The following is a 24,350-nucleotide window of genomic DNA, read 5'->3' as shown; positions in this document are numbered from 1 at the left end:
TCTAAAACCCACAGCGCAACAGCAACTCGCCCCGCAAACTCCAGCCCCCAAAAAACCCGCTGGCCCGCAGCCCCGGCCAGGAACGGATCCCGATCGGCGACCGGCGACCGGCGCGCCGCGAACCGCCGGGCAAAGGTGGCCTGATGCGGCATCGGTTGACGCCCGTTAAGGGGGCGTAGGGGAACGGCCGCGCAGAGAACTGCGCCGCCGTATCAGTTCATGCCGTCCGGCGGGAACCCACCAGCGCTAAACCGCCCTGTCCAGTGCGGCCAGCGCGGCGTCCAATTCCAGCAGCGCCGATCCGGCGCTAGTGCTTGCCGGGTGCGGTAGCCGGCGGTAGGCGGGGCCAGCGCTGCCTCTGCCGCCCAGTCGGCGACGGACGGTGCCGAGATTCGCGGCGACCGCGCCTTGCAGGCCCGCCCAGGCCGGTGTCGGCTCCGGCGGGGTGTCGGCGAAGGCCTTCGCCAGCAGTTCCACGGGAGCGATGCAGGCGCGGACGGCATCGATGGCGTCTGCGGGGTGTGCGGGAGGGTGTGAGGCAGGGTGCGCGGCAGGGCCTGGAGCGTGGCCGGTAGTTCGGCGTGGGCGGCGGGCACTGTGAGCGCGGCGGAGCAGCATGCGGTGCGTGCGGATCGGCTTCGCGATCTGTTCCAGGAGCTCAGCGGTCTGTAGGAAGCGGGCGCCGCGCTGTCGGGCTTCGGCCCGGTCGCCGATCGGGGTGCCGAGGAAGTCGGACAGTGCGGCCAGTGCGTCGGCCACGCGGCGTTTGAAGACGTCCCCGGTGCGGACCGGCAGGATGAGCCAGGACGCGGCCGCGCCCAAGGCGGCACCGACCAGGATCGCTTCGAGGCGCGTCAGCAGTAGCGACGGGGCGCTCTGGCCGTAGTACCCGTATAGCAGCGACAGGACGGCGGTCACCGATCCGGCCCAGAGCGCGTAGCTGATCTCGCGGAGCCAGCCGGCTATGGCGAGCACAGTGAAGATGAGGACGATCGACCACCTGTCGTGCGCAGGGAGCGCTCCGGCGATCCACGTTGCGATGGCGGTCCCGACAGCCGCGCCGCAGGCACGCTCGATGCTCTTGTGCAGGACGTCGCCACGCCCCCGCGCGCCGCTACAGACAATGAACGCGGTGAGCACAGCCCACGGCCAATGTTCGTGGAAGACCAGGTGACCGGCGGCAAACGCCGTGGTCAGCGCGGCGGCCATCTGTAACGCCATGCGGGTGCTGGCGGGGATCCGCCGCTTGGTGCTCCCGGCCGGAGACGGGCGCGACGTGGGCCGGGGGCGCGGCCGATCGAACCGCACCGCCGTGGCGAGGAGCTGGCCGAGCCAGACCCAGGACGCTGCGACCACGGCGATGAGGGCGCTCCACGCGTCGTGGTCGGCGGCGTAGGGGCGGGCGCCTTCGGTGTGGGTGACCAGGAGTGCCACGAACGGCAGGACCAGAAACGTGCCCGCCTTCGTGGCGCGGGCGCCGAACCGCCGGATCCAGATGGCGCCGGCCATCGCGGTCACGAACGCCGCGTCCCCGAGTATCGGGTGCCGCACCAGCAGCGAACCCACTTCGGACGCGACAGCGGCCGAGGCGGCGATGACCAGGACGCCGATCAGCCGGTCCTGATGACCGGCGCCGCGCTGTACCCGCGCCAGCGTCACGCTCAACGCCACAGCGGTCACGACGACGTCCATCCCCAGGTGGGCGTGGTGTTCGAGCCAGATCGCCGAGGCCAGGGCGGCCAGCGCCGAGGCCGTGGCGACCGTCGCGCCGCGCAGGGCGCCCAGACGGAGCACGTCCGGACGCCGCGTGCCCGGACGCGGCGCGTTGTTCAGGCGCAGCGCACTCAGCCGCAACCGCAGCCGATTGGTGGTTATCACTTACTATCCCCTGAATCTATTGGCAGGCCGTGTCTAGGGGTGCCAGCCGTAGCGCAGCCATAATAGTAAGTGATAGCGTAGCGTTGTGCCAACACAGTCGATGCCTGCCACCGAGGCCCCAGCCGACACCGCGCCCGCGCCGGAGCTGCTCGCCGCGGCCGAGGCCATCCGACAAGGCGCCACCCGTCTGGCCCGCCGGCTGCGCACCGCGCGCTCAGCCGGCGCGATGAGCACGAACAAGATCAATGTACTGAGTCACCTGTACCGGCACGGCCCGTCCACCCCCGGCGAGGTGGCCGCGGCCGACCGGCAGCAGCCGCAGTCGCTGACCCGGGTCTTCGCCGAGCTGGAACGCGACGGGTTGGTGATCCGCTGCTCCGGCGCCGAGGACCGCAGGCAGTCGATCATCAGCATCACCGAGGCCGGGAGCGCGGCCCTCAGACACGATGTGGCCGAACGCGACGACTGGCTGGCCGGGGCGCTCGCCGGGCTGAGCGAGACGGAGCGGCAGGTGTTGCGGCTGGCCGCGGGGCTGATGGAGCATATCGCAGACAACTGATTGATGGCTGCTGACAAGCTGACAAGCTTCGCTATCGCTCAGGCTGGCAGCTGGGACACCAGTACACGACCCGATCTTGAGGCGGAGTCCCCAGACTCGACGTCAGAATCCGCGTCCCGCACCGGCGGCAGGGCTGCCGGGCCCGGCCGTAGACCCAGTTCCGCCGGTCGGCCCGGGTGTCCCCGGTCGTGACGTGCCCGCCGCGCAACCGGTTGAGCGTCAGCAACCGGTGCGCCGTGTCCAGCACCTTCTCCAGGCCGGGCACCTCCCCCACCGGCCGCCAGGGCGGGACGCGGGCCAGGAAGCTGAGCTCGTTCGCGTAGACGTTGCCCACCCCGGCCAGGTTCCGCTGGTCCAGCAGGGCCAGACCGAGCGGCCGCGACGGATCGGCCGACAGCCGGCGCAGGGCCTCCTGCCGGTCCCAGTCCGGGCCCAACAGGTCCGGGCCGAGATGGCCGACAGCGCTCGACTCGTCGGCGGTGGGAAGCAGTTCGACGACGGGCAGCCGATAGCCGACAGCGGTGCTAGCAGCGGTGCCCAGCACGACACGGATCTGCCATCCCGGGCCGCCGCTCCAGCGCTCGCCGGTCCGGTAGAGGGCCCAGCGTCCGTCCATCCGCAGGTGTGTGTGGAGCGTCAGACCGCCCTCGAATCTGGTCAGCAGGTGCTTGCCCCGGGCGACGGTCTCCAGCACCCGGCGCCCGGTCAGATCCGACGTCGCCAGCGCCGGGACCCGCAGGTCGGCGACGGCGAGGACGTCCCCGGACAGCCCTTCGTGCAGCTGCGCGGCGGCCCGGAACACCGAATCGCCTTCGGGCATGGCACCTCCTGCCTCGGGGCAGCGACCCGGCGGGCTCGCGCCGTCAGCCCACAGTCAGCTCGGTCAGGTCGGCCAGGTCAACCGACTCGCAGTCAGCCCGCGCTGGACTCCGCCGCGGCCCGCCCGGCCTTCCTGCCGGAGAACAGGCAGCCGCCCAGGAACGTCCCCTCCAGCGAGTTGTAACCGTGCACGCCGCCGCCTCCGAACCCGGCGACCTCGCCGGCCGCGTACAGGCCCGGGATGGGCGAGCCGTCCGCGGCCAGGGCGCGGGAGTCCAGGTCGGTCTGGATGCCGCCGAGGGTCTTGCGGGTCAGGATGTTGAGTTTGACGCCGATCAGCGGACCGGCCGCCGGGTCGAGGATCCGGTGCGGGGTGGCGGTGCGGCCCAGGCGGTCGCCGAGGTAGCGGCGGGAGTTGCGGATGCCCTGGACTTGGGCGTCCTTGCTGTAGGGGTTGGCGATCTGCGAGTCGCGGGCTTCGATCTGGCGGCGCATCTCGGCCGCGTCCAGCAACGCCTCGCCGGTCATCGTGTTCATCTTCGCGACCAGTTCCTCCAGACTCTTCGCCACCGCGAAGTCGGCGCCCTTCTCGACGAACGCCGCGACCGGCGCCGGGGCGCCCTTGCCCACGAGCCGCTCGCGCAGGAACGCCTTGCGGTCGTTCGCGGTGATGTCAGGGTTCTGCTCCGAGCCGGAGAGCGCGAACTCCTTCTCGACGATCTGCCGGGTGAGCACGAACCACGAGTGGTCGTACCCTGCGATATCCGGATCGGTGCGCAGGTGGCGCAGCGTCCCGAGAGTGTCGTAGCCGGGCAGATACGGTGCGGGCAGCCGGCGGCCCAGGGCGTCGAACCACATCGACGACGGCCCCGGCAGGATCCTGATTCCGTGCCCCGGCCACACCGGATCCCAGTTGCGCAGGCCCTCGGTGTAGTGCCACATCCGGTCCCGGTTGACCAGCCGTGCCCCGGCCCGCTCGCTGATGTCCAGCATCCGGCCGTCCACGTAGGCCGGGACGCCGGTCACCATGAAGCCCGGGGCCTTGCCGAGGCGCTCGGGCCAGAACTCGCGCACCACCTCGTGGTTCGCGCCGATCCCCCCGCTGGTGACGATCACCGCCTGCGCCGACAGCTCGAACTCGCCGATCGCCTCGCGGCTCGACGGGACGCCGCGCGCCGCGTCGTCGTCGGCCAGCACGGTGCCGCGGACCCCGGTGACCGCGCCGTCGGTGACCACCAGTTCGTCGACCCGGCGCCGGTGGTGGAACGTCAGCAGCCCGGAGGCCGCGGCCTGCTTCGCCAACCGGACGAAGGGCTCGACGACACCGGTCCCGGTGCCCCACGTGACGTGGAACCTCGGCACGGAGTTGCCGTGCCCGTCGGCGCGCAGATCGCCGCGCTCGGCCCAGCCGACCGTCGGCAGGAACTTCAGGCCGTGGCCGGCGAGCCAGGACCGCTTCTCCCCCGCCGCGAACTCGACGTAGGCGCGGGCCCAGCGGTAGGCCCAGGAATCCTCGTCGTCCCGGCGGTCGAACTGCGCGCTGCCGAGCCAGTCGTTCCAGGCCAGCTCGACAGAGTCCTTCACCCGCAGCCGCCGCTGCTCAGGGGAGTCCACGAGGAACAGCCCCCCGAACGACCACCAGGCCTGGCCGCCCAGGTTCGCAGCGTTCTCCTGCTCGACCAGCGCCACCTTGCGACCCCGCGAGGTCAGCTCGTGCGCGGCGGTGAGTCCGGCCAGGCCGGCTCCGACGATGATGACGTCAGCGTCCACGGGGTGGCTCCACTTCTGTCGTGCGGGCGTTGGGAAAGAACTTAAACCAATCGACTGCGTGGCGGCTGTCACGCGTGTCACACAGTGCGCCGGCGAGCAGGCGTTGGTAACCTCCGTCGTGTCCTGCCGGGCCGACCGGCGGTTCCGACCTGATCCGGAGGCCTCGGCGTGGCTGTGACGATCCGCAGGGCGGTGATCCCGGCGGCCGGGATCGGTTCCCGGATGCTGCCGTTGACCAAGGCGATCCCCAAGGAGATGCTGCCGGTCGGCGACCGGCCGGTCATCGAGCACACGGTGCGCGAGCTGGTGGCCTCCGGGATCACCGACATCACCATCGTGGTGTCCGGCGGCAAGTCGCTGATCCAGGACCACTTCCGGCCGAACCCGGCGCTCGTCGAGCAGCTGCGGGCCGCGGGCAAGGACGCCTACGCGCAGGCTGTCGAGGACGTGGCCGAACTCGCGCGCGCCGGCCACATCACCTACCAGGACCAGCACGGCCCCTACGGCAACGGCACCCCGGTGCTGAACGCGGCGCGCGGTCTGGGCGGCGATGAGCCGATGCTGGTGCTGTGGCCCGACGACGTGTTCGTGGCCGAGGTGCCCCGCGCCCAGCAGCTCATCGCCGCCTACGAGGCGACCGCCTGTCCGGTGCTGGCGTTGATGCCGATGGACCGCGCGGAGTCGGAGCGTTACGGCGTCCCGCTCGTGCACGAGGACCTGGGCGGCGGCCTGCTGCGGATCTCGGGTCTGCTGGAGAAGCCCAAGCCCGTGGACGCGCCCAGCGACTACGCCGCGATCGGCGGCTACGTCGTCACCCCCGGGGTCGTGGACGAACTGCGCGAGGCCACTGTCCGCTGGGAGCAGCGGCGCACCGGCGAGGTGTACCTCACCGAGGCGATCAACGCCTACGCCGCGACCCACGCCGTGTACGGGCAGGTGATCGCAGGGCGTTGGTACGACACCGGCAATCCTGAGGACTACCTGGTGGCTCAGTTCGCGCGCGCCCTGGCCGATCCCGACTACGGACCGGTCCTGCGATCGCTGGCCGCCGACACCGGCGCCGACACCGACACCGGCGCCGACGCTGCCGCCAACACCGGCACCGGCACCGGCACCGGCACCTCGGCCTGACCGGCACCGCACGCGGTCAGCCACCGGATCGGCGAATCTCCCCCGGCAGCCAGGCACCCCGCTCCGCCAGCAGGTAGGCCAGCAGCGCCGCGACGTCCCCGGTGTCGGGCACGGAGTACTCGGCCAGGCTCTCGCCGGGACCGACCTTCACCCCCAGGTCCGGACCGGCCAGGCGGGCGAACGCCTTCTCGTCGGTGACGTCGTCGCCGACGAACAGCGCCGCGGTGGCGCCGGCTTGACCGCGCAGCAGGTCCAGGGCCTCGCCCTTGTCGGTCTCGACGACCGCGAGTTCGATCACGGCCTTGCCCTCGGTGACGTGCACGCCCGCCCACCGCGCCGGGCCCGCGCGGACCGCGTCCAGGACCGACTCGCCGGCCGCCGGCTCGGCCCGGCGCACGTGCACCGCGATGCTCGCCGGCTTGGTTTCCAGTAGCACGCCCGGTGTGCGGCCGACGAGCTTCCCGAGGCCGGATTCCAGTCGACGGCGGAGCTTCTGCGCGTCGGCGTCCAGGGCGTGGGCGAACCCGGCGTCGATCTCCGCGCCGTGGCTGCCGATCAGATGCACTCCGGCCGGTAGTCCGGACGGCGCGGCATGTCCGGACGGCGCGGCCAGCCCGGACAGCGCGGCCAGGTCGCGCAGGGCCCGGCCGGAGATCACGCCGGCGGTCGTGTCGGGCAGGGCGGCCAGCGATCGCAGGGCCCGTATCGACTCCGGACGCGGCACCGCCCGGGCCGGATCGGCGACGATGGGCGAGAGCGTCCCGTCGTAGTCGCAGACCACGAGCAGCCGGGGCGTCCGGGCCAGGCGGGCGACGGCCTGGCGCAGGGCCGCCGGCAGCGTCTCGGCGGTCATTGGTGCACCACCGTATGCGCCCCGGTGGCCGCAGCCGAGGCGGGGTCCAGGAAGTCGAGGAACGAGCGAGCCCAGCGGCCCACATCATGGGTCATCACCTGTCGGTGCAGGGTCCGCATCCTCGCGCGCTCCTCCATCGGGTCCATGGTCAGCGCCCGCACCAGAGCCTTCTTGACGCCGTCCAGATCATGCGGGTTGACGAGCAGGGCGTAATCGCTCAGCTCGGCCGCCGCCCCGGCGAACTCGGACAGCACCAGCACTCCGTCCAGTCCGTGCCGGGTGGCGATGTATTCCTTGCACACCAGGTTCATCCCGTCCCGCAGCGGCGTGACCACCATGACGTCGGCCGCGCTGTACAGCGCGACGAGCTCGTCCCGGTCCATCTGCTGGTGCAGATAGTGCACGACCGGGCGGCCGACCCGGCCGAACTCGCCGTTGAGCCCGCCGACCTGCTGCTCGATGCTGCGGCGCATCGCCTGGTACTGGCCGACGCGCTCGCGGCTCGGGGTGGCCAGCTGCACCATGGCCACGTCCTCCGGGTCCACCCGCCCCTCGACCAGCAGCTCGCGCAGGGCACGCAGGCGCACGTCAATGCCCTTGGTGTAGTCCAGCCGGTCCACTCCGAGCAGAAGGCGGCGGGGATCTCCCATGTCCGAGCGCATCTGGCTGGCGCGCTTGGTGGTCCGGGCCTGCCGTGACAAGTCGTCGAACGCCGCGGCGTCGATGGAGATGGGGAAGGCCCCGACCCGGACCTGGCGGCCGTCGAACGACACCGACCCGGGGCGGCTGCGGACCCGGACGGCCGCCTTCGTCGGTTCCAGATCGAGCAGCCGCCGGGCCAGCCACAGGAAGTTCTGGGCTCCCCCGGGCATCTGGAACCCGACGACGTCGGCCCCCAGCAGCCCGCGCACCACCTCGGTCCGCCAGGGCAGCTGCATGAACAGCTCGACCGGCGGAAACGGGATGTGCAGGAAGAAGCCGATATGCAGGTCCGGACGCTGCTCGCGGAGCATGGCCGGGACCAGTTGGAGCTGGTAGTCCTGCACCCACACGGTGGCCCCCGGGGCCGCCACCGCCGCGGCGGCGTCGGCGAACCGCTGGTTCACCACGACGTAGCTGTCCCACCAGGACCGCTCATAGACCGGCGGGACGATGACGTCGTGATAGAGCGGCCACAGGGTGCCGTTGGAAAAACCCTCGTAATAGTCCCGGACCTCGTCGGAGGACAACCGGACCGGGTGCATCAGCAGGCCGTCGTCGTCGAACGGCTCCAGGTCCAGATCGGCCCGGCCGGACCAGCCGACCCAGGCGCCGTCCCGGCCGCGCAGGAACGGCTCCAGCGCGCTGACCAGACCGCCGGGACTGGGACGCCACCGTTCGGTCCCGTCGTCGAGCAGTTCCAGGTCGACGGGCAGCCGGTTGGCGACCACCAGGAAATCCGCACCGCGCCGCTTCGTCGCTCCGACTGCCATATTTCTCCCGCCTAAGCACCGGAAAAGATTCTCCGCAGTCGCCGCGCCACCCGCACCCCCGGAGCCGATCTGGCGGCGATCTACTCACCCGTTTGTATGCCTGGTCAGGTGCGGTTGCCAAGTCGGCGTTTAGGATGATCTACAGCGGGCAACGGTGGGCAGCTATGCCGTTTGCGAATGTGGGGATGCATGAATCCGGTCCCCCCGCGACCCACGGCGGACCGTCCACAATGGGCCGGGATTTGAGGGTAGCCGGGCCAGCTCAACGCTCGCGACGGCCCAACTCTCGACCAACTCAGCTCTCACCACCAACTCAGCTCTCGCGACCAGACAGCCGTCCCGTCCGGACCAGCCGCCTGATCCCGGCGAACCGCGCCGCCCGCTCATGGCGGTTCGCCGTGGCCCGGTCCAGTTCCGCCATCAACCGCTGGGACCGGTGCTCCAGATCCATCTCCTCCAGCATCCGGTCGATCTCGGCCAGCAGCGAACCGTACAGCTGCCAGGCATAAGGGTGCTGCTGGACGCTGCTCAGGAGCATCTGGGCCACCGGCTCCCGGCGCTCCCACGCGGCCGACAACTCGGCCGCCAGCCGGTCCTCGGCCTGTTCGGCGCTGCCGCTGACCTGGGTCGTCACCAGCACCGCGTAACTGACCATGGCCGCGCCGACGTCGGCCAGCAGCTCGGCGAGCGCCTGCGCCGTCTCGGCCGGGAACAACGCCTCGCCCTCCGCGCGCCGTTTGGCCAGGTCGGTCAGCGAACGGGCCAGGACCCGCACCACGACCACGCAGATCTCCAGGGTGTCCAGCCCGGTCCGCAGGACGAGGCGCGCCAGCAGGCCCTCGCTGATCCTCGGGTTGAGGCGCAGGCTGTCCTCGGCCTGGCGCAGCGCGGCGTCCACGTCCGTGACGGCCTGGTCCAGCCGGCGGGCCTCGTGCAGCCGGTCCGCGGCCTGCTGGACCGGGACCGGCCGGTCCAGCTCCTCGCCGATGTCCAGAAGCAGGCCCCGGGTACGGCGGGCCAGCCCGACGATCGAGTCGGCGGCCGGGTCCACCCAGACCGGCGGGGCGAGCACGATGTTGAACAGCAGGCCGACGACCGCGCCGATCAGCGTCTCCAGCACCCGCTCCCAGGCCTGGGACGCCAGCTGGGTCACGCCCAGGACCAGCATCGCGCTGATCGCCACCTCGTTGACGAACTCGCCGACCCGGATGAACTGGCCGACGGTGAGCGCGGCCAGGATGATCAGGCCCAGGCTCCACCAGGACAGGCCGACCACGGCGCTGAAGCCGACCGCGATCAGCACCCCGGCCACCACGGCGATCACCCGCCGGATGCCGGTGGTGAGCGTCGAGTACAAGGTCACCTGGACCACCAGCAGCGCCGTCAGCGGGGCGGTCAGCGGGGCCGGCTGGGAGCTGAGCGCCTCGGCGACGGCGTAGGCCAGCACCGCCGCGGCGGTGGCCCGGATCGTCCACACGGCCACCGGGTCGTCGCGGTACCGGGCCAGCGACGCGACCCGGGCCGGGAGCTGCGGCATGTGCTGGTCCCCCTCCGATCTCGGGTTCGGCCCTTGCTACGCGGCTGCCGGGCGCCGCCGCCCTTGCCGCGGGCCGACATCGGCGGCGCTCATCGACTGCCCCTTCGATCGACGCTGCCGGTGACGGCAGTGATCGAAGGATGCCCGCCCTCGGATATCCGAATCGGGACGCTCACCCGTTTGACGCGCGGGACCGGTGGGCTCGAACTGTGGTTCCGGACGGTCGTGCGCAGAGCACGAGCACGCGGGACAATGGCGGCCATGCGCCAGGAAACAGCGGTCGACGGGTTCCGGCTGGCCTACGACCGGACCGGCGACCGGACCCGGCCCACCGTCGTGCTGCTGCACGGCTGGCCGGGCGACCGGACCGACTACCGCGAGGTCGTCCCGCTGGTCGCGCCGGCGGCGGATGTGATCGTGCCCGATCTGCGGGGCTTCGGCGCCTCGGACAAGCTCGACGCCGAACCGGCCCGGCAGTACGACGCCGCGGCCCAGGCCCGAAGCGTCGCCGCTCTGCTCGAACAGGTCGCGCCGGGACCGGCGGTGGTCGCCGGCTACGACATCGGGAGCAGGATCGCCCAGGCGCTGGCCAAGGACCGTCCGGACCTGGTCCGCTCCCTGGTCATCGCGCCGCCGCTGCCCGGGATCGGCGATCGGATCCTCGCCCCGGAGGCGCAGCGGGAGTTCTGGTATCAGGCCTTTCACAACCTGGAGCTGTCCAGTCAGCTCGTGGACGGCCGGCCCGAAGCGGTACGCGCGTACCTGCGGTACTTCTGGTCGCGCTGGTCCGGACCGGGTTACGAACCCGACGCCGAGCACCTGGACCACCTGGTGTCGGTCTACGCCGCGCCGGGCGCGTTCACCGCCTCGATCGCCTGGTATCGGGCCGGAGCCGGAGCGGTCGCCGCCTCGCTGGCGGAGCGGGCGCCGGCCGCGCGGGACCGGATCGCGGTCCCGACCACGGTGCTGTGGCCGGAGCACGATCCGCTGTTCCCCGTCGAGTGGTCCGACCGCATCGGTCAGTTCTTCGCCACCGCGCGGCTGAGCCGGCTCGACGGCGTCGGCCATTTCTCGCCGCTGGAAGCACCGGAGCGGTTCGCCGCCGCCGTGGTGGCGGCGGTCCGGGCGGACACCGGCTGAGCGTCCGGCGGGCCGGAACGTCACCTGAATGACCCAGGGGGGCCGCGAATAGAAACCCGAGACGGGGACATGGACAAGCACATGGACAAGCACAAGGACAACTCAGGGACATCGACCCAGACCGGGCTGCCGGAGAAGATCCGGGCGTGCCTGTTCGACCTCGACGGGGTCCTCACCGAGACGGCGACGGTGCATGCCGCGGCGTGGAAGGAGATGTTCGACGCCTACCTGCGCTCCCGTCCCGGGCCGTTCGTGCCCTTCGATCCGGTGGCCGACTACGACACCTACGTCGACGGCAAGACCAGGGCCGACGGGACCCGGTCGTTCCTGGCCTCGCGCCACATCGAGCTGCCGGAGGGCTCCCCCGACGACCCGCCGGGCGCCGAGACGGTCAACGGGCTCGGCAACGCCAAGAACGACATCGTCCTGCGTCTGCTCGATTCCGAGGGTGTGCACGTCTACGCGGGCTCGGTCAGCTACCTCAAGGCCGTGCGCGCCGCCGGGCTGCACCGGGCAGTGGTCTCCTCCAGCGCCAACTGCGAAAGCGTGCTGAAGGCCGCGGGTATCGATGACATGTTCGAGGTCCGCATCGACGGGGTGACGATCGCCGAGGAGGGCCTGCCGGGCAAGCCCGCCCCGGACACCTACCTGGCCGCGGCCAAGAAGCTGGGTGTGGAGCCGGGCGAGGCCGCGGTGTTCGAGGACGCGTTGGCCGGCGTGCGGGCCGGGCGGGCCGGCGGTTTCGGGTTCGTGGTGGGCGTGGACCGGATCGGGCAGGCCAAGGCCCTGCGCGCGGACGGCGCCGACACGGTCGTGTCCGACCTGGCCGACCTCCTGGACCGGTCTGACCAGGCCGACCAGTCTGATCAGGGCGACCAGTCCGACCGGGAGCACCAGAAATGATCCGGCACGACTTCTACGCGGTGGAGCCGTGGAGCCTGCGGGAGACGAAGTTCGATCCCGACGTCCTGGGCCAGAGCGAATCAGTGTTCGCGCTGGGCAACGGCCACATCGGCTGGCGGGGCAACCTCGACGAGGGCGAGCCGCACGGCCTGCCCGGCTCCTATCTCAACGGTGTCTTCGAGTCCCACCCGCTGCCCTACGCCGAGGCCGGGTACGGCGACCCGGAAGCGGGCCAGACCGTCATCAACGTCACCAACGGCAAGGTGATCCGGCTGCTGGTCGACGACTCACCGTTCGACCTGCGCTACGGACACGTCGTGAGCCACGAGCGCGTCCTCGACTTCCGCACCGGTCTGCTGGAGCGCCAGGTCGAGTGGGAGTCCCCGGTCGGCAAACGCGTGAAGGTGCGCTCCAGCCGGCTGGTATCGCTGGTCCAGCGCGCGATCGCGGCGATCAGCTACGAGGTCGAGGCCGTCGACACCGAACTGCGGGTGGTGATCCAGTCCGAACTGGTCGCCAACGAAGAGCTCCCGCCGAAAGCCGACGCCGACCCCCGGGCCTCGGCCGTCCTGGAGGCGCCGCTGCGGCCGGAGGAGAGCAGCAGCCGCCCGGCCGGGGCGGTCCTGGTGCACCGGACCGCCGCCAGCGGACTGCGGGTCGCCGCCGCGATGGGTCATCAGGTGCGGGCGCCGCAGGACCTGGACGAGACCGTGGAGAGCTTCGAGGACCTGGCCCGGTACACGGTGACGGCCGTCCTGAAGCCCGGAGAGCGGCTGCGGCTGATCAAGTACGTCGCCTACGGCTGGTCGCAGGTACGGTCCGAGCCCGCGGTGCGGGCCCAGGTGGAGGCCGCACTGGCCGGCGCGGTGCAGACCGGCTGGGACGGCCTGGTCGGCGAGCAGCGGTCCTACCTGGACGACTTCTGGGCGCGCGCCGACGTCGAGGTCGAGGGGGACGCCGAGATCCAGCAGGCGGTGCGGTTCGCGCTGTTCCACGTGCTGCAAGCCGGCGCCCGGGCCGAGGGCCGGGCCATCCCGGCCAAGGGCCTGACCGGGACCGGGTACGACGGCCACGCCTTCTGGGACACCGAGACCTACATTCTTCCGGTACTGACATACACCGTCCCGCAAGCGGCGGCCGAGGCGCTGCGCTGGCGCCGTGACACCCTGCCGCAGGCGTTGGACCGGGCCGGACAGCTCGGCCTGAAGGGCGCCGCGTTCCCGTGGCGGACCATCACCGGGGCCGAGTGCTCGGGGTACTGGCCGGCCAGTACCGCGGCGTTCCACGTCAACGCCGACATCGCCGACGCGGTGACCCGGTACATCGCGGTCACCGGCGACACCGACTTCGAGAAGAGCGCCGGGCTGGAACTGCTCGTCGAGACGGCCAGACTGTGGCGGTCGCTCGGCCACCACGACGCCCGGGGCCGGTTCCGCATCGACGGGGTCACAGGGCCCGACGAGTACAGCGCGATCGCGGACAACAACGTCTATACGAACCTGATGGCGCAGCACAATCTGCTCTCCGCCGCCGCGGTCGCCGAGCGCTACGCCGACCGGGCGCTGGAATCCGGCGTGGACGACGAGGAAGCCGCCTCCTGGCGGGACGCGGCCGCGGCCATGTTCATCCCCTACGACGACGCGCTCAACGTCCACCCGCAGGCCGAGGGCTTCACCTCGCACGAGGTCTGGGACTTCGCCGGCACCCCGGCGGAGCAATATCCGCTGCTGCTGCACTTCCCCTACTTCGACCTCTACCGCAAGCAGGTCCTCAAGCAGGCCGACTTGGTGCTGGCCATGCACGTGCGGTCCGAGGCCTTCACCGACGAGCAGAAGGCCCGCAACTTCGCGTACTACGAAGCGCTCACCGTCCGGGACTCCTCGCTGTCGGCGTGCACCCAGGCGGTGATGGCCGCCGAGGTCGGGCAGCTGGAGCTGGCCGCCGACTACCTGGCCGAGGCCGCGCTCATGGACCTGAACGACCTGGAGCACAACACCCGCGACGGGCTGCACATCGCCTCCCTGGCCGGAACCTGGATCGCGCTGGTCGCCGGGCTGGCCGGGATGCGCCAACACCACGATCCCCGCGAAGGCGCCACCCTCGGGTTCAAGCCCCGGCTGCCGGCGGGCATCACGCGGCTGGCCGTCAACCTCTCGCTGCGCCAGAGCAGGCTTCGCGTCGAAGTCGCCGCGGACGCCGTCACCTACCGCCTGCTGGACGGCCCGCCGCTACGGATCCTGCACCACGGGCACCCGATCGACGTCGCCCAGGACAGCCCGGTCACCCGGCCGATCGCGCGGCTGCCCGCGGCCGCCCCGGTTCACCAGCCGGCGGGACGCGCGCCGCGTCGGTGGGAGGCGCCGCAGTGAGCCGTCTTCGGGCTCCCGATACCGTTGCTGATTAAGCGGATCTGTCTTTCGCCGCCCCCCGCTTCCCAGCAACCAGCTGACCCCTCACGCGGGCCGGACCAGCCCGGTGTCGTAGGCGAAGATGACCGCCTGGACCCGGTCCCGCGCTTGGATCTTGGACAGGATCCGGCCGATGTGGGTCTTGACGGTCGACTCGGCGAGGATGAGCCGGTCGGCGATCTCGTTGTTGGTCCAGCCGTTGGCGATCGCGGTGAGGACTTCGCGCTCCCTGTCGGTGAGCAGGGTGAGCCGCAGATCGGGGTTCTCGGGGCGCTCGGCGTCGGGGAAGTGCGGCGCGAACGTCTCGATCATGCGGCGGGTCAGTGCGGGGGCGACGACGGCGTCTCCGGCGGCGACCGCGCGGATTCCCGAGAGCAGATCAGTCGGCCGAGCGCTGGTCGGGATCATCGTTCGCCTCCTCGCGAAGGGGGAATCGGTCAGTGTGCCGGGCACAGCCCGGCGAACAAGGCGTCGAAGAAGTGTGTCGCTTCCGCGGGCTGGGGCCCGAAGGTCGAGTTGACCTCGATGGTCACCTCGCGGGCGACCCTCCCCCGGGCGTCCAGGGTAAGACCGGAGATCGTCTGGAATCCGTTGGTGGTCCCGGCGTTGCCCCACGCGTAGCCGCCGCAGGGAAGCGGGTAGCGGCCCACCCCCAACCCGTAGGCGAGTTCCGGCGAACCGGGAGGCGACGGGGTGGCCACCACCTTCTCCATCTCGGCGAGCAGACCGGCCGGCAACAGCTGCCCGCCGAACAAGGCCGTGTAGAACTTGGCGAGGTCGCCCGGCGTGGAGATGCCGTCGCCGTTGGCGTCCCCGCCGGAGGGATCCAGGTGGGTGACGTCCGCCTCCGTCATCGCGCCGCCGGCCCCGGGCAGCTGCATGTAGCCGTGCGCGTACACGCCGCGTAGCCCGTACTCGTAGGCGGCAGGGAAGTAGCTGTCGCGCATCCCCACCGGTTCGAAGATCCGCCGGGCGACCTCGTCCCGCCACGGCTGCCCGGTCACCTTCTCGATCACCATGCCGAGCAGGATGTAGCCGGTGTTGGAATAGCGGTACTGCGTCCCCGGCGGGAAATCAGGACCCTTCGCGAAGGCGAGCTGAAGCAGCTGATCGCGGGTGTAGTGAACGAACGGCGCGAAATTCTGGTGGTTGGGAAGACCGTCCGAGTACTCGTGCAGGCCGCTGGTGTGTTGCAGCAGCTCACGAATGGTGATCGCGTCGGCGTCCCCGGCCTGCGGCGGCACGACGCCGGGCAGATACGTCGAGAGCGACGCGTCGAGGCCGACCTCGCCCTCCGCGACCAGTTGGAGCACCACCGTGGCCACCATCGACTTCACGTTGCTCGCCATCCGCAGATGACCGTCGGCCGGCATCGGCGCACGGCCGTCGACGTCACCCACCCCGCTCACGTATGTGCGGCCCGGGTGAGCCGCGTCCGTCACCCTCGCGACGGCACCCGGCAACCCGTCGTCGTGCGTGAGGACGTCCAGCGCGTGCTGGACTCCGGGCGCCGACGCCGAACTGTCCGCCGGGAACGTCCACGCCGTCACGGTCACGCCGACCAGGAGTGCGGCCACCGGGCCGACGGTCCATCGCTTCATGCTGGGTCTCCATCCACCTGCGAATCGACCCTCTGAAGCTATGGGGCACAGCGGTCTCAACCGTCAGACCACGGAAGGAAAACCCGGTCGGGGCGTAGTACCGCGGTCGGATGCCGGACGTTTCCGCCGAGCGGGCGGAAAGCGGCGCTTCTCGTTTCAGGGTCAGGATCGCCGGGTCTCAGTCCGACCCTTTGAGACCTGTGACGATCAGGGTGATCCCCCCGGCCACCACAAGGGCGCCTAGAAACGCAGGGATCAGCGTCAGCACCGCGTTACCGAGGCTGACCTGTATGGCGGTGCCGTGCACATAGCGCACGGGGACGACGTCGCCTTCGTCATGGCGGCCGGTGCTGCCCGTGGTCAGCTCCACGTCGGGGTTGACGGTCCGGCCGTCGGAAGAGACGAACCTGCCACGGCAGTCCTTGACGATCACCCCGCCGTCGCCGCCTCCGTTCTGATACCGGCAGTCGGTAAGGGTCAGCCGCCCCGGCTTCCCAGTCCATCCGAACGCCTGGGCAGCCTGGCCGGCGAAATGCCAGAAGAACACGGCACCACCGACGAACAGCGCGGTGCCCACCACGACTCCCGCCCGACGCCGGGGGGTGGGACGCGTATGCGACGACGAGCCCGACTCGACCATCTACCCAGGATCGCAGGCTCCTGCCAGGCGCGACACCCAGACAGCTCTGGCGATCCGCCCTGGCCGTAACGCGGAGCTCAAGGCGCACCTGGGTGATCTGACCCTGGCGATGCTGTGCGACCACATAGAGCCAGGCGCTGAAGGTTCCCGCACACCCCGTCGCCGCACTCGACCTCGCCGCCGAGCCAGCACTCTGCCGTCAGCCGGTCCGCGGCGGAAGATCGAGCAGCGCGTTCTCCACGAGCTCTGACATAGCAGGGTGGATCCAGTACTGGCCGCGCGCCACGGTGGCGGCGTCCTGGCCCAGGCTCATCGCCTGGATCAGCGGCTGGATCAGGGCCGACGCCTGCGGGCCGATGATGTGCGCGCCGAGAAGTCGGCCGGTCTGGGGATCGGCGAGGATCTTGGCGAAGCCCTCCGGGTCGTTCATCGCCCAGCCGTAGGCGATGCCCGCGTAGTCGCGCCTCCCGACCACGTACGGGACGCCGTCGGCCCGGGCGCCTTGTTCGGTCAGCCCGACCGAGGCGATCTGCGGCGAGGTGAACACGGCGTGCGGGACGAACCGGTGGTCGGCCTCGATCGGCTGGTCAGGATGCACCAGGTTGTGCGCCACCACGCGGGCCTCGTGGTTGGCGACGTGCTTGAGCTGATAGCGCGAGCTGACGTCGCCGAGTGCGAAGATGCCGGGCACGTTCGTCCGCTGCCGGCGGTCCACCGCGATCCGACCGTCCGGGTGCGTCGCGACCCCGGTCGCGGACAGGTCCAGCCGGTCGGCGTTGGAGCGCCGGCCGACGGCCACCAGGAGTTCGTCGCCTTCGACGACTTCGGCTCCGCTCGGCCCCGTCAGGTGAACTCGGACGACCGCACCGTCGCGCTCGACTCTGGTGGCTTCTCGTTGCTCCCTGAGATCCCATTTGCGGCGGGCGATGTCGGTGAACAGCCGCGAGACGTCCCCGTCCTCCCGCGTCAGCATGCCGCCGGATCGGGCGATCACGGTGATGTGCACGCCGAGGGCCGAGAAGACATGGGCGAACTCCGCCGCGATCGCGCCCGCCCCCAAGATGACCAGCCGCTCCGGGAGCTTGTCGATGCGCATGACGGTCTCGTTGGTCAAGAACCCCGCATCCGTCAGTCCCGGCACGTCCGGCACGATCGGCCGCGATCCGGCGGCGATGACGAACCGGTCCGCGCTGATCGTCTCGCCGTCGGCGACCAGCAGCGTCTTCGGGCCGGTGAACCGGGCCCTCCCTTCGAACAAGGTGAGACTCGGGCCACCGGTGCGGCGGTGGTGCAGCCCGTCGGCCGAGTGCCGGTCGATGCGGTCGAAGACCCGCTTCCTGATGTCCTGCCAGCGCACCGCGGGAGTCGGCAGGTCCAGCCCGAACGCCCCCGCCCCGCCGGCGGCCTCGGCCAGGTCCGCGGTGTACACGAACATCTTCGACGGGATGCAGCCGACGTTCAGGCAGGTGCCGCCGAACCCGACCGCCGCGTCGTCGACGAGCGCGGCCTTCCAGTCCCGGGGACGGCCGCTGATGACAGCGTCGCCGGATCCGCTGCCGATCACGATCAGATCGAAGTGCCTCATCCCTCCATCATCGGTCCTCCGGCCGGTCCGCCCGGTTCCCGACGCGACCCGACCCGAACCGACCCACCCCGATCCGCGCCGAACCGAACCGACCCGACCCGATCCGCACCGACCGTTTGGATCCGAAAACGGGGGTAGCCATGGGGAGAAGCCCCGCTAGGAGGCGTACATGATCATTGACCTGATCATCACAGTTGTCGCCACCGCCGCCATCGTCACCGTCATCGCGTTCACGGGTCGGCACTGAAACACGCCCTAATCATCGATGGTGACGTCCACGATGACCTCGTCGTGCCGTTCCTCCATTTTGGCGTAGGCGGTGAAGGACGCCCGGTCGGCTTCGGTGTACGGCGGCGCCAGCAGGCTGCGCGGCCACAGGCCCCTGGTGCGCACCACGTCGGCCTCGACCACGAAGAGCGTGAGCTGCGCCTGGATGTGCAGCCAGAACAGCAGCCCGAGAACGAGCCCGAACACGCCGTACAGGGTGCTGGCATGGCGCAGCTCGTGGCCGATCAGATACCCGCCCACGGCCTGAAGCATCTGCCAGGCCACCGCCGCGAGCACCGCCCCGGTGCGCAGCGCGCGAGTGGGCACCTCGGCCGCCGTCGTGATCCGGAAGCCGAGCCAGAACAGCCCGACGTTCAACGCGAGCGACGTCGCGAACGCCGCTAGCCGGACACCCGCCTGCACCAATACCGACAGGTGCGAGAAGCCCGCGGCGATACCGGACAGAGCGGTGGTCGTCAGGACCCCCAGACCGATCACCCCGATCGCCGCGAAGCTCCGGAACTGCGACCAGGGGAAACCGGGGCGGCGCTTGTAGGGCACGGCCCAGACCGTGTTGAAGGCGTGCTGAGCGGCGTTCGCGACGCCCCGCGCGCCGATCAGCGTGCCGAGCAAGCCCAGGACCAGGCTCAGCCCGCTCCGGTGCAGGCCGGACACGTTCGTCCGCAGCGCGCCGCCGATCACCGGGAAGTCCGCGAGCGCGGAGCCGAGCGCCCGCTGCTGAAGTGCCGGATGGCCGTGGAGCACGACGCTCAGGACGACGACCAGGACCAACAGCAGCGGGAACACGGCGAGGAACGCGTAGTAGGCGATCACCGCGCCGAGGGAGCCAGCCCGGTCGTCGTTGAACTTCCTGCCGACGGCGACGGGGAAGCCCGCCCAGGGATGCCGCTGCTGGAAGGAGTCGAAGCGCCTCACGGCGGTGCGGAGTCGGTTCATCATCGAGGCTGCCTCAATCAGAATCCTTTTCCGCACCGTAGCGGCCTGGGACGGTCTGCCGGGACGAACTGCCGCCGGCCGACGCGGCCAACACGCCCCACATGTCCGCGCCGGACTAGCAGCAGACCTAGCCGACCCTGCGGAACAGCCGCACCACGACCCCGCCGACCAGCAGGTAGGCCAGCGCGGCCAGGCCGTAGTCGACGAAGACGGTGAGCTTGGCACTGTCGAAGGAGAACAAGGACTTGAAGCCCCAGGCCAGTTTGGCGGCCACGTCGCCGACGTCCTTGACCATCGTGGAGGTCGTCGAGGCGTCGGCGGAGAAAAGGACGATGTGCACGATCAGGATGATCGCGATGACCGCGAAGATCACTGAGATGAAGCGGGCGATGCCTGTTCCGGAGGAGCGTTCGTCCATAGTGGACGCCTTCTTTCGTAGGGAGCGTCACCCTCTCAAAGGGAGCGTCACAGTGCCCTCACCATGGCCAGATCCTCCGGATTCAAACAAGGCGGGGCAGGCCTGATCCCGGGCCGGAGGTCTCACCCCCGCGACGCGGCGTCGACCAGCTCGCTCACGATGTACTCGTACTCCAGCAGCTGGCGGCGAAGCTCCCGCGGCGAGTCCGACGCGGCGTCTTCGCGCGCGGCCGGGATCTGGGCGGAGTCCACTCCGCGGGCCTGCAAGACCGAGCCCACGGTGTTGTGCGCCACGGCGAGCGCGACCTCGGGATCGTCCGGGAAGGCCCCCTCCACGCGCTCCACGTTCCGCCACGACTCCTCGATGTACTCCCGGTCCTCCTCGGTCAGGCGCTCGCGATAGTCGACCACGCGCGGGCCGCGGGCAGCCAGGCGCTGCATTCTCGCCGCCTTCACCGAACCGCCGATCAGCAACACGGTGAGCCCGACCAGGAACATCACCATAAGGATGGTCACCATTGTCTGTACCTCCTTTGGTTCTGCTGCCTGATACCCGGCCGTCGCGTTCGAAACAGACGCGTTCGAAACAGGCGCGGGCGGCCCGGGCCCGCGGCTCTCGTCGGCGCAAGATCCGGGCGTGACCAGGGCCTGGCATGTTTTCGGCGGTGTCGGGTACGCGGAGGCTCCAGCGCCGAGCGCCACCCCGGTAGGAGGTACGTCCAGATGTCGATAACCACGCGAGCAGGGCCGGTCGCGTTCGTGCTCGGCGGCGGAGGGCCGCTGGGCGCCTACGAAGTGGGCATGCTCAAAGCCCTGATGCACCACGGGATCCAGCCGGACCTGATCCTCGGTTCCTCGGTCGGGGCGCTCAACGGCGCCATGATCGCCGCCGATCCGCAGCCGGCGGCGGTGACCCGCCTGGAGCAGCTCTGGATCTCGCTACGCGAGCACGGCGTCTTCGCCGACACGCTGTTCGCGCAGCTGGGGACCGCGCTACGCAGCCGGACCCACCTGTTCTCCAACGCCGCGCTGCGCGGCCTGATAACGCGCGAGTTCGGCACAGCTCAGATCGAGGACCTGGCGGTGACCTTCGAATGCGTCGCCGCGTCGATCGAGCGCGCCACCGAGCACTGGTTCGTGCGGGGCCCGTTGGTCGACGCGGTCCTGGCCTCCTCCGCGGTACCCGGTCTGCTGCCGGCCGTGCTGGTCGGCGATGAGCACTTCCTGGACGGCGGGCTGGTGGACAGCGTCCCGGTCGGCCGGGCGCTGGCGTCCGGGGCCCGTACCGTGTACGTCCTGCATGTCGGCCGGATCGACCAGCCGCTCCAGGCCCCGCGCACGCCGCGCGAGGTCGCGATGGTCGCCTTCGAGATCGCTCGCCGGCACCGGTTCGTCCACGCGCTGAGCAATCCGGTGGCGGGCGTGGACGTCCACGTTCTGCCCACGGGCGCGCCGGACTCGGCCACCGATCTGCGGCCGCGGTATGGACGACGCGGGCTGGGCCTGGTGCGGGAGCGGATCGAGCGGGCGTATGAGGCTTCGATGGCTTACCTCGCGGGGCAGGCGGAGCGTGCAGACCATGCGGAGCACGCAGACCATGCGGAGCACGCAGACCACCCGGAGCACGCAGACCACCCGGAGCTCTCGGGACAAGCAGAGCACACAACACGCGCAGACCACACTGATCGCCCGGGGCACATGCCGTGAGCGGCATATGAACGCGCTGCGCGCACCGCGCGCCGTCTGCCGCCGCCTGCTCGGGGTCTGCCTCCTTGTGGCCGTATCGGTCGTGGTCCTCGTCGGCACAGTGGGGGCCGCGGTCTTCACGATCGTCTCCGCGCCCTGGCGGCCACAACTCGGGCGGGCCCGCCGGGTGCTGGGCGCCGCAGCGGTCTACGCGGCGGTCGAGAACGTCGGTCTGCTGCTCGCCGCGTGGCGGTGGCTCCGGTTCCGCGTCGACCGCGACGCGGCACGGGACAGAAGAGACAGTATCCGGGCCTTGAGAAGGTCGCTGGCCGCCCTGCGGAAGGCGGCGCGGCGTTTCGGCGGACTCGACGTCGAATTCGTCGCCGGCCCGGCCGCAGAGCAGGAGTCGGACCCGCCAGACCCACCAGACCCGCCAGACCCGGCGGACCTACCAGACCGGCCGGACCTTCCCGTCGGCCCGATGATCGTGTGCGGCCGCCACGGCGGAGTCGGAGGGGCGTTCCTGCTGGCGGACCTCCTCCTGTCCGGCTACGGCCGTGTTCCCCGGGTGGTCCTGAAGCAGACGCTCGCCTGGGATCCCCTGATCGACGCGTTGTTGGGCAGGATCCCGCACGCCTTCATCGATCCCCAGCCCGGCGACCGAGGCGCCACCGCCGCCCGGATCGGCGAGCTGGCCCGGGACCTGGCCGACGGCGACGCCCTGCTGATCTTTCCCGAGGGCGGGAACTTCACCCCGGGTCGGCGCCGCCGGGCCATCACCCGCCTGCGGCGCCGCGGCTTGGTCCGCCAGGCTGCGCGCGCCGACCGGCTGCGGAACGTGATGCCGCCGCACCCCGACGGGCTGTTCGCCGCGCTGGAGGCCGCGCCGGAGGCTGACGTCGTCTTCGTCGCGCACACCGGCCTGGACCATCTACAGTCCGTCGCCGACGTGTGGCGCGCCATCCCGTTGGCCAGCCCCGTGACGTTCACCTGGTGGGTGGTGCCGGCGGCGGAGGTACCGGGGCAGGAACAGTCGCGGCTCGGCTGGCTGGAGGACAACTGGGCCCGGATCGACCGCTGGGTGGCGGGAAGCCGAACTCAGAACTCAGAACCTTCCTGAACTGCGGGCAGCAGCTCCGCGGCGGTCGCCGAGCCGTCGGCGACGCCCCGGGCCACGTCGGACAGTCGCAGGTTGTGGTCGCGGGCGTGGCGGCGCAACAGCGTGAACGCCTCGTCGACGCTGATCTGGCGGCGCTCGGCCAGCACGCCCTTGGCTTGTTCGATCGTGACCCGGCTGTTCAGGGCGTTCTGGAGCTGGGCGGCCAACAGCTCGGCCTGATGGATGCCGCGCTGGGACAGGATGCCCATGGTCGCCACATCCGCCAGCGCCTGGCCGACGCGCACGTCGTCGTCGGTCAGTATCCGGCTGTCGGCGGCGAACAGGTTCAACGCCCCGATGACGGACTCGCGCAGGCGCAGCGGCAGAGCGTGGACGGCGACGAATCCGGAGGCCTGGGCGGCCTCGGCGAAGCGGGGCCAGCCGGCGGCGTTGGTGGTGAGGTCGGCGTTGACCACGGGTGCCCCGGTGCGGCAGCAGTCGACGCAGGGCCCGGCATCGGTTTGCAGCTCGAACAGTTCCAGCAGCCGGGCGTTCTCGGCGGAGGCCGCGGCGGCGTGCAGGTTGCCGCGCTGGTCGATGAGCATGATGCCGGCGGCGTCGACGTCCAGCAGCTGCACGCACCGCTCGGCGAGCAGGTGCAGGAGGTCGATGACGTCGAAGTCGTCGACCAGGGTGTCGGCCACCTCGACGAACGTCTCGACGAGCCGTCGTTCACGGGTCACGGGCATATCTCCACGGTAGACCTGTTTTCTGCCCCTGGAACCCGAGCGTGCCGGTGGCCCTCGCCGGTCCTCACCAGTCCTACCGGTCCTCACCGGTCCTCCTCGTCGAGGCGCAGGCGGCGGGCGACCACGTCGGCGGCGACGTCCGCCAGCAGCAGGTCCCGTCCGAAAGCGAAGGCCCGCAGCCGCGCCAGGGCCTCGGCCAGACCCACTCCGAACTGGACGCTGACCATGCCGGTGGCCTGGTGGACCTCGGCGCGGTAGGTCACCGGCGCCGCCCACCCCGGCCCCGGCTGATCGTCCGGGGCGGCGCCTTGGCCGGCGCCTTGGCCGGCACCTCGGCCGGCGCCGTCCGCGGCCTGTCGGTGCAGCACGGTGAGCGTGACGGCGTCGGCCAGCGCCAGGGCGTCGGTGATCTGACCGGGGTTCAACGGCCCGACCGTGGCCCGGTAGGCGGTGAGCGTGCCGAGATCGATGGCGCCGATCCGCAGCGGGAAGGCGAACACCGCGTTCACCCCCAGCTGAATGGCCGGGCCGGTGAACGCCGGCCAGCGGCCCGCCCCGGCGGCCAGTTCCGCCGCCAGCACCGGGACCCCCGAGGCCACGGCCTCCAGAGAAGGGCCCTCGCCGAGAGTGAATTGCAGGTCCTCCAGTGCGGCGCTGACCGCCTGGGCTCCGAACGCCAGAACCGTGCCGCCGGCCCCGGTACCCACCACGGCGCACAGGCCGTCGACCCCCAGCGCGGTCGAGGCCGCCGCACAGGCCGTCATCGACAGCCCGCCGCCGGCGCCGTTCGGTGCCGAGGTGCGGTCCAGCAAAGCCAGGACTATCGCCATCCGATCGCTGACCACGCCGACACCGCCTTCCCTGTGGACTGCGTGAATC

The 24,350-nt window shown here is 71.0% G+C and carries 19 protein-coding genes and 3 pseudogenes; 7 read left to right on the top strand and 15 right to left on the bottom strand.

The features are described 5' to 3' along the window. Positions 1–246: 246 nt before the first annotated feature. Positions 247–1,878, bottom strand: coding sequence for an FUSC family protein (locus IZR01_RS53180; RefSeq protein WP_194923883.1), 1,632 nt, complete (start codon positions 1,876–1,878; stop codon positions 247–249). Between the two features lie 85 nt (positions 1,879–1,963). Here IZR01_RS53180 and IZR01_RS12345 point away from each other — a divergent pair, with 85 nt between their 5' ends. Next, on the top strand, positions 1,964–2,437 hold the full coding sequence (locus tag IZR01_RS12345; protein ID WP_323746161.1) for a MarR family winged helix-turn-helix transcriptional regulator: 474 nt from the start codon (positions 1,964–1,966) through the stop codon (positions 2,435–2,437). 31 nt (positions 2,438–2,468) lie between these two features. On the opposite strand, the gene IZR01_RS12340 is transcribed toward IZR01_RS12345, so the two are convergent. Together IZR01_RS12340 and IZR01_RS12335 are read right to left on the bottom strand one after the other, a co-directional pair. Further along, entirely contained in the window at positions 2,469–3,257 is a 789-nt protein-coding gene (locus IZR01_RS12340; protein WP_194923882.1) for a DNA-formamidopyrimidine glycosylase family protein, read from the bottom strand. A gap of 92 nt (positions 3,258–3,349) precedes the next feature. Beyond that, positions 3,350–5,230 (bottom strand): annotated as a pseudogene (locus tag IZR01_RS12335) (FAD-binding dehydrogenase); the annotation flags it as partial. On the opposite strand from IZR01_RS12335, the gene IZR01_RS12330 reads away from it, so the two are divergent. Beyond that, positions 5,195–6,157 carry a UTP--glucose-1-phosphate uridylyltransferase gene (locus tag IZR01_RS12330; RefSeq protein ID WP_194923881.1) on the top strand — a complete coding sequence of 321 codons (963 nt, stop codon included), beginning with the start codon at positions 5,195–5,197 and terminating at the stop codon, positions 6,155–6,157. The pseudogene IZR01_RS12335 and the gene IZR01_RS12330 overlap by 36 nt on opposite strands. 37 nt (positions 6,158–6,194) lie before the next feature. Here IZR01_RS12330 and otsB read toward each other — a convergent pair. From otsB to IZR01_RS12315, 3 genes and pseudogenes are all read right to left on the bottom strand, one after another. Beyond that, positions 6,195–7,010 (bottom strand): annotated as a pseudogene (otsB, locus tag IZR01_RS12325) (trehalose-phosphatase); the annotation flags it as partial. Continuing rightward, complete coding sequence (locus IZR01_RS12320) at positions 7,007–8,482, bottom strand: alpha,alpha-trehalose-phosphate synthase (UDP-forming) (protein WP_194892433.1); 1,476 nt, start codon at positions 8,480–8,482, stop codon at positions 7,007–7,009. The pseudogene otsB and the gene IZR01_RS12320, both read right to left, overlap by 4 nt. Positions 8,483–8,795: 313 nt before the next feature. Then, entirely contained in the window at positions 8,796–10,019 is a 1,224-nt protein-coding gene (locus tag IZR01_RS12315; protein ID WP_194892432.1) for an FUSC family protein, read from the bottom strand. A gap of 261 nt (positions 10,020–10,280) precedes the next feature. On the opposite strand from IZR01_RS12315, the gene IZR01_RS12310 reads away from it, so the two are divergent. The 3 genes from IZR01_RS12310 to IZR01_RS12300 all read left to right on the top strand — a co-directional run bounded on the left by IZR01_RS12310 (position 10,281) and on the right by IZR01_RS12300 (position 14,431). Next, on the top strand, positions 10,281–11,159 hold the full coding sequence (locus tag IZR01_RS12310) for an alpha/beta fold hydrolase (RefSeq protein WP_194923879.1): 879 nt from the start codon (positions 10,281–10,283) through the stop codon (positions 11,157–11,159). A gap of 81 nt (positions 11,160–11,240) precedes the next feature. After that, positions 11,241–12,062, top strand: coding sequence for an HAD family hydrolase (locus tag IZR01_RS12305; protein WP_194923878.1), 822 nt, complete (start codon positions 11,241–11,243; stop codon positions 12,060–12,062). Then, on the top strand, positions 12,059–14,431 hold the full coding sequence (locus IZR01_RS12300) for a glycoside hydrolase family 65 protein (RefSeq protein WP_194923877.1): 2,373 nt from the start codon (positions 12,059–12,061) through the stop codon (positions 14,429–14,431). Before IZR01_RS12305 ends, IZR01_RS12300 begins: the two co-directional genes overlap by 4 nt. Positions 14,432–14,515: 84 nt before the next feature. Here the strand turns inward: IZR01_RS12300 and IZR01_RS12295 are convergent. The 7 genes and pseudogenes from IZR01_RS12295 to IZR01_RS12265 all read right to left on the bottom strand — a co-directional run. Further along, positions 14,516–14,863, bottom strand: a pseudogene (locus IZR01_RS12295) (response regulator transcription factor); the annotation flags it as partial. A 44-nt stretch (positions 14,864–14,907) separates the two neighbouring features. Continuing rightward, entirely contained in the window at positions 14,908–16,071 is a 1,164-nt protein-coding gene (locus IZR01_RS12290) for a serine hydrolase domain-containing protein (protein WP_194923875.1), read from the bottom strand. A 178-nt stretch (positions 16,072–16,249) separates the two neighbouring features. Continuing rightward, positions 16,250–16,648 carry a hypothetical protein gene (locus IZR01_RS12285; protein ID WP_194923874.1) on the bottom strand — a complete coding sequence of 133 codons (399 nt, stop codon included), beginning with the start codon at positions 16,646–16,648 and terminating at the stop codon, positions 16,250–16,252. Between the two features lie 262 nt (positions 16,649–16,910). After that, entirely contained in the window at positions 16,911–18,296 is a 1,386-nt protein-coding gene (locus IZR01_RS12280; protein ID WP_194923873.1) for a mycothione reductase, read from the bottom strand. 255 nt (positions 18,297–18,551) lie between these two features. Beyond that, the gene (locus IZR01_RS12275) at positions 18,552–19,523 is read right to left on the bottom strand and encodes a YihY/virulence factor BrkB family protein (protein WP_194892426.1); all 972 of its coding nucleotides are present in this window, start codon (positions 19,521–19,523) and stop codon (positions 18,552–18,554) included. A gap of 124 nt (positions 19,524–19,647) precedes the next feature. Continuing rightward, positions 19,648–19,938 carry a hypothetical protein gene (locus tag IZR01_RS12270; protein WP_194892425.1) on the bottom strand — a complete coding sequence of 97 codons (291 nt, stop codon included), beginning with the start codon at positions 19,936–19,938 and terminating at the stop codon, positions 19,648–19,650. A gap of 122 nt (positions 19,939–20,060) precedes the next feature. Further along, positions 20,061–20,456 carry a hypothetical protein gene (locus IZR01_RS12265; protein ID WP_194892424.1) on the bottom strand — a complete coding sequence of 132 codons (396 nt, stop codon included), beginning with the start codon at positions 20,454–20,456 and terminating at the stop codon, positions 20,061–20,063. Positions 20,457–20,660: 204 nt separating this feature from the next. Here IZR01_RS12265 and IZR01_RS12260 point away from each other — a divergent pair, with 204 nt between their 5' ends. Together IZR01_RS12260 and IZR01_RS50400 are read left to right on the top strand one after the other, a co-directional pair. Beyond that, positions 20,661–21,644, top strand: a complete 984-nt coding sequence (locus IZR01_RS12260) for a patatin-like phospholipase family protein (RefSeq protein WP_194923872.1) — start codon at positions 20,661–20,663, stop codon at positions 21,642–21,644. A gap of 7 nt (positions 21,645–21,651) precedes the next feature. Continuing rightward, complete coding sequence (locus tag IZR01_RS50400) at positions 21,652–22,743, top strand: 1-acyl-sn-glycerol-3-phosphate acyltransferase (RefSeq protein WP_228559280.1); 1,092 nt, start codon at positions 21,652–21,654, stop codon at positions 22,741–22,743. Here IZR01_RS50400 and IZR01_RS12250 read toward each other — a convergent pair. After that, complete coding sequence (locus tag IZR01_RS12250) at positions 22,722–23,471, bottom strand: GAF and ANTAR domain-containing protein (protein WP_194892421.1); 750 nt, start codon at positions 23,469–23,471, stop codon at positions 22,722–22,724. The two genes, IZR01_RS50400 and IZR01_RS12250, sit on opposite strands and share 22 nt — an antisense overlap. Before the next feature lie 83 nt (positions 23,472–23,554). Further along, entirely contained in the window at positions 23,555–24,316 is a 762-nt protein-coding gene (locus IZR01_RS12245) for an ANTAR domain-containing protein (protein ID WP_194892420.1), read from the bottom strand. Positions 24,317–24,350: the final 34 nt, after the last annotated feature.

The organism is Catenulispora pinisilvae (assembly GCF_015356865.1).
Taxonomy (GTDB): domain Bacteria; phylum Actinomycetota; class Actinomycetes; order Streptomycetales; family Catenulisporaceae; genus Catenulispora; species Catenulispora pinisilvae.
This window is presented reverse-complemented; position numbering and strand designations above follow the sequence as displayed.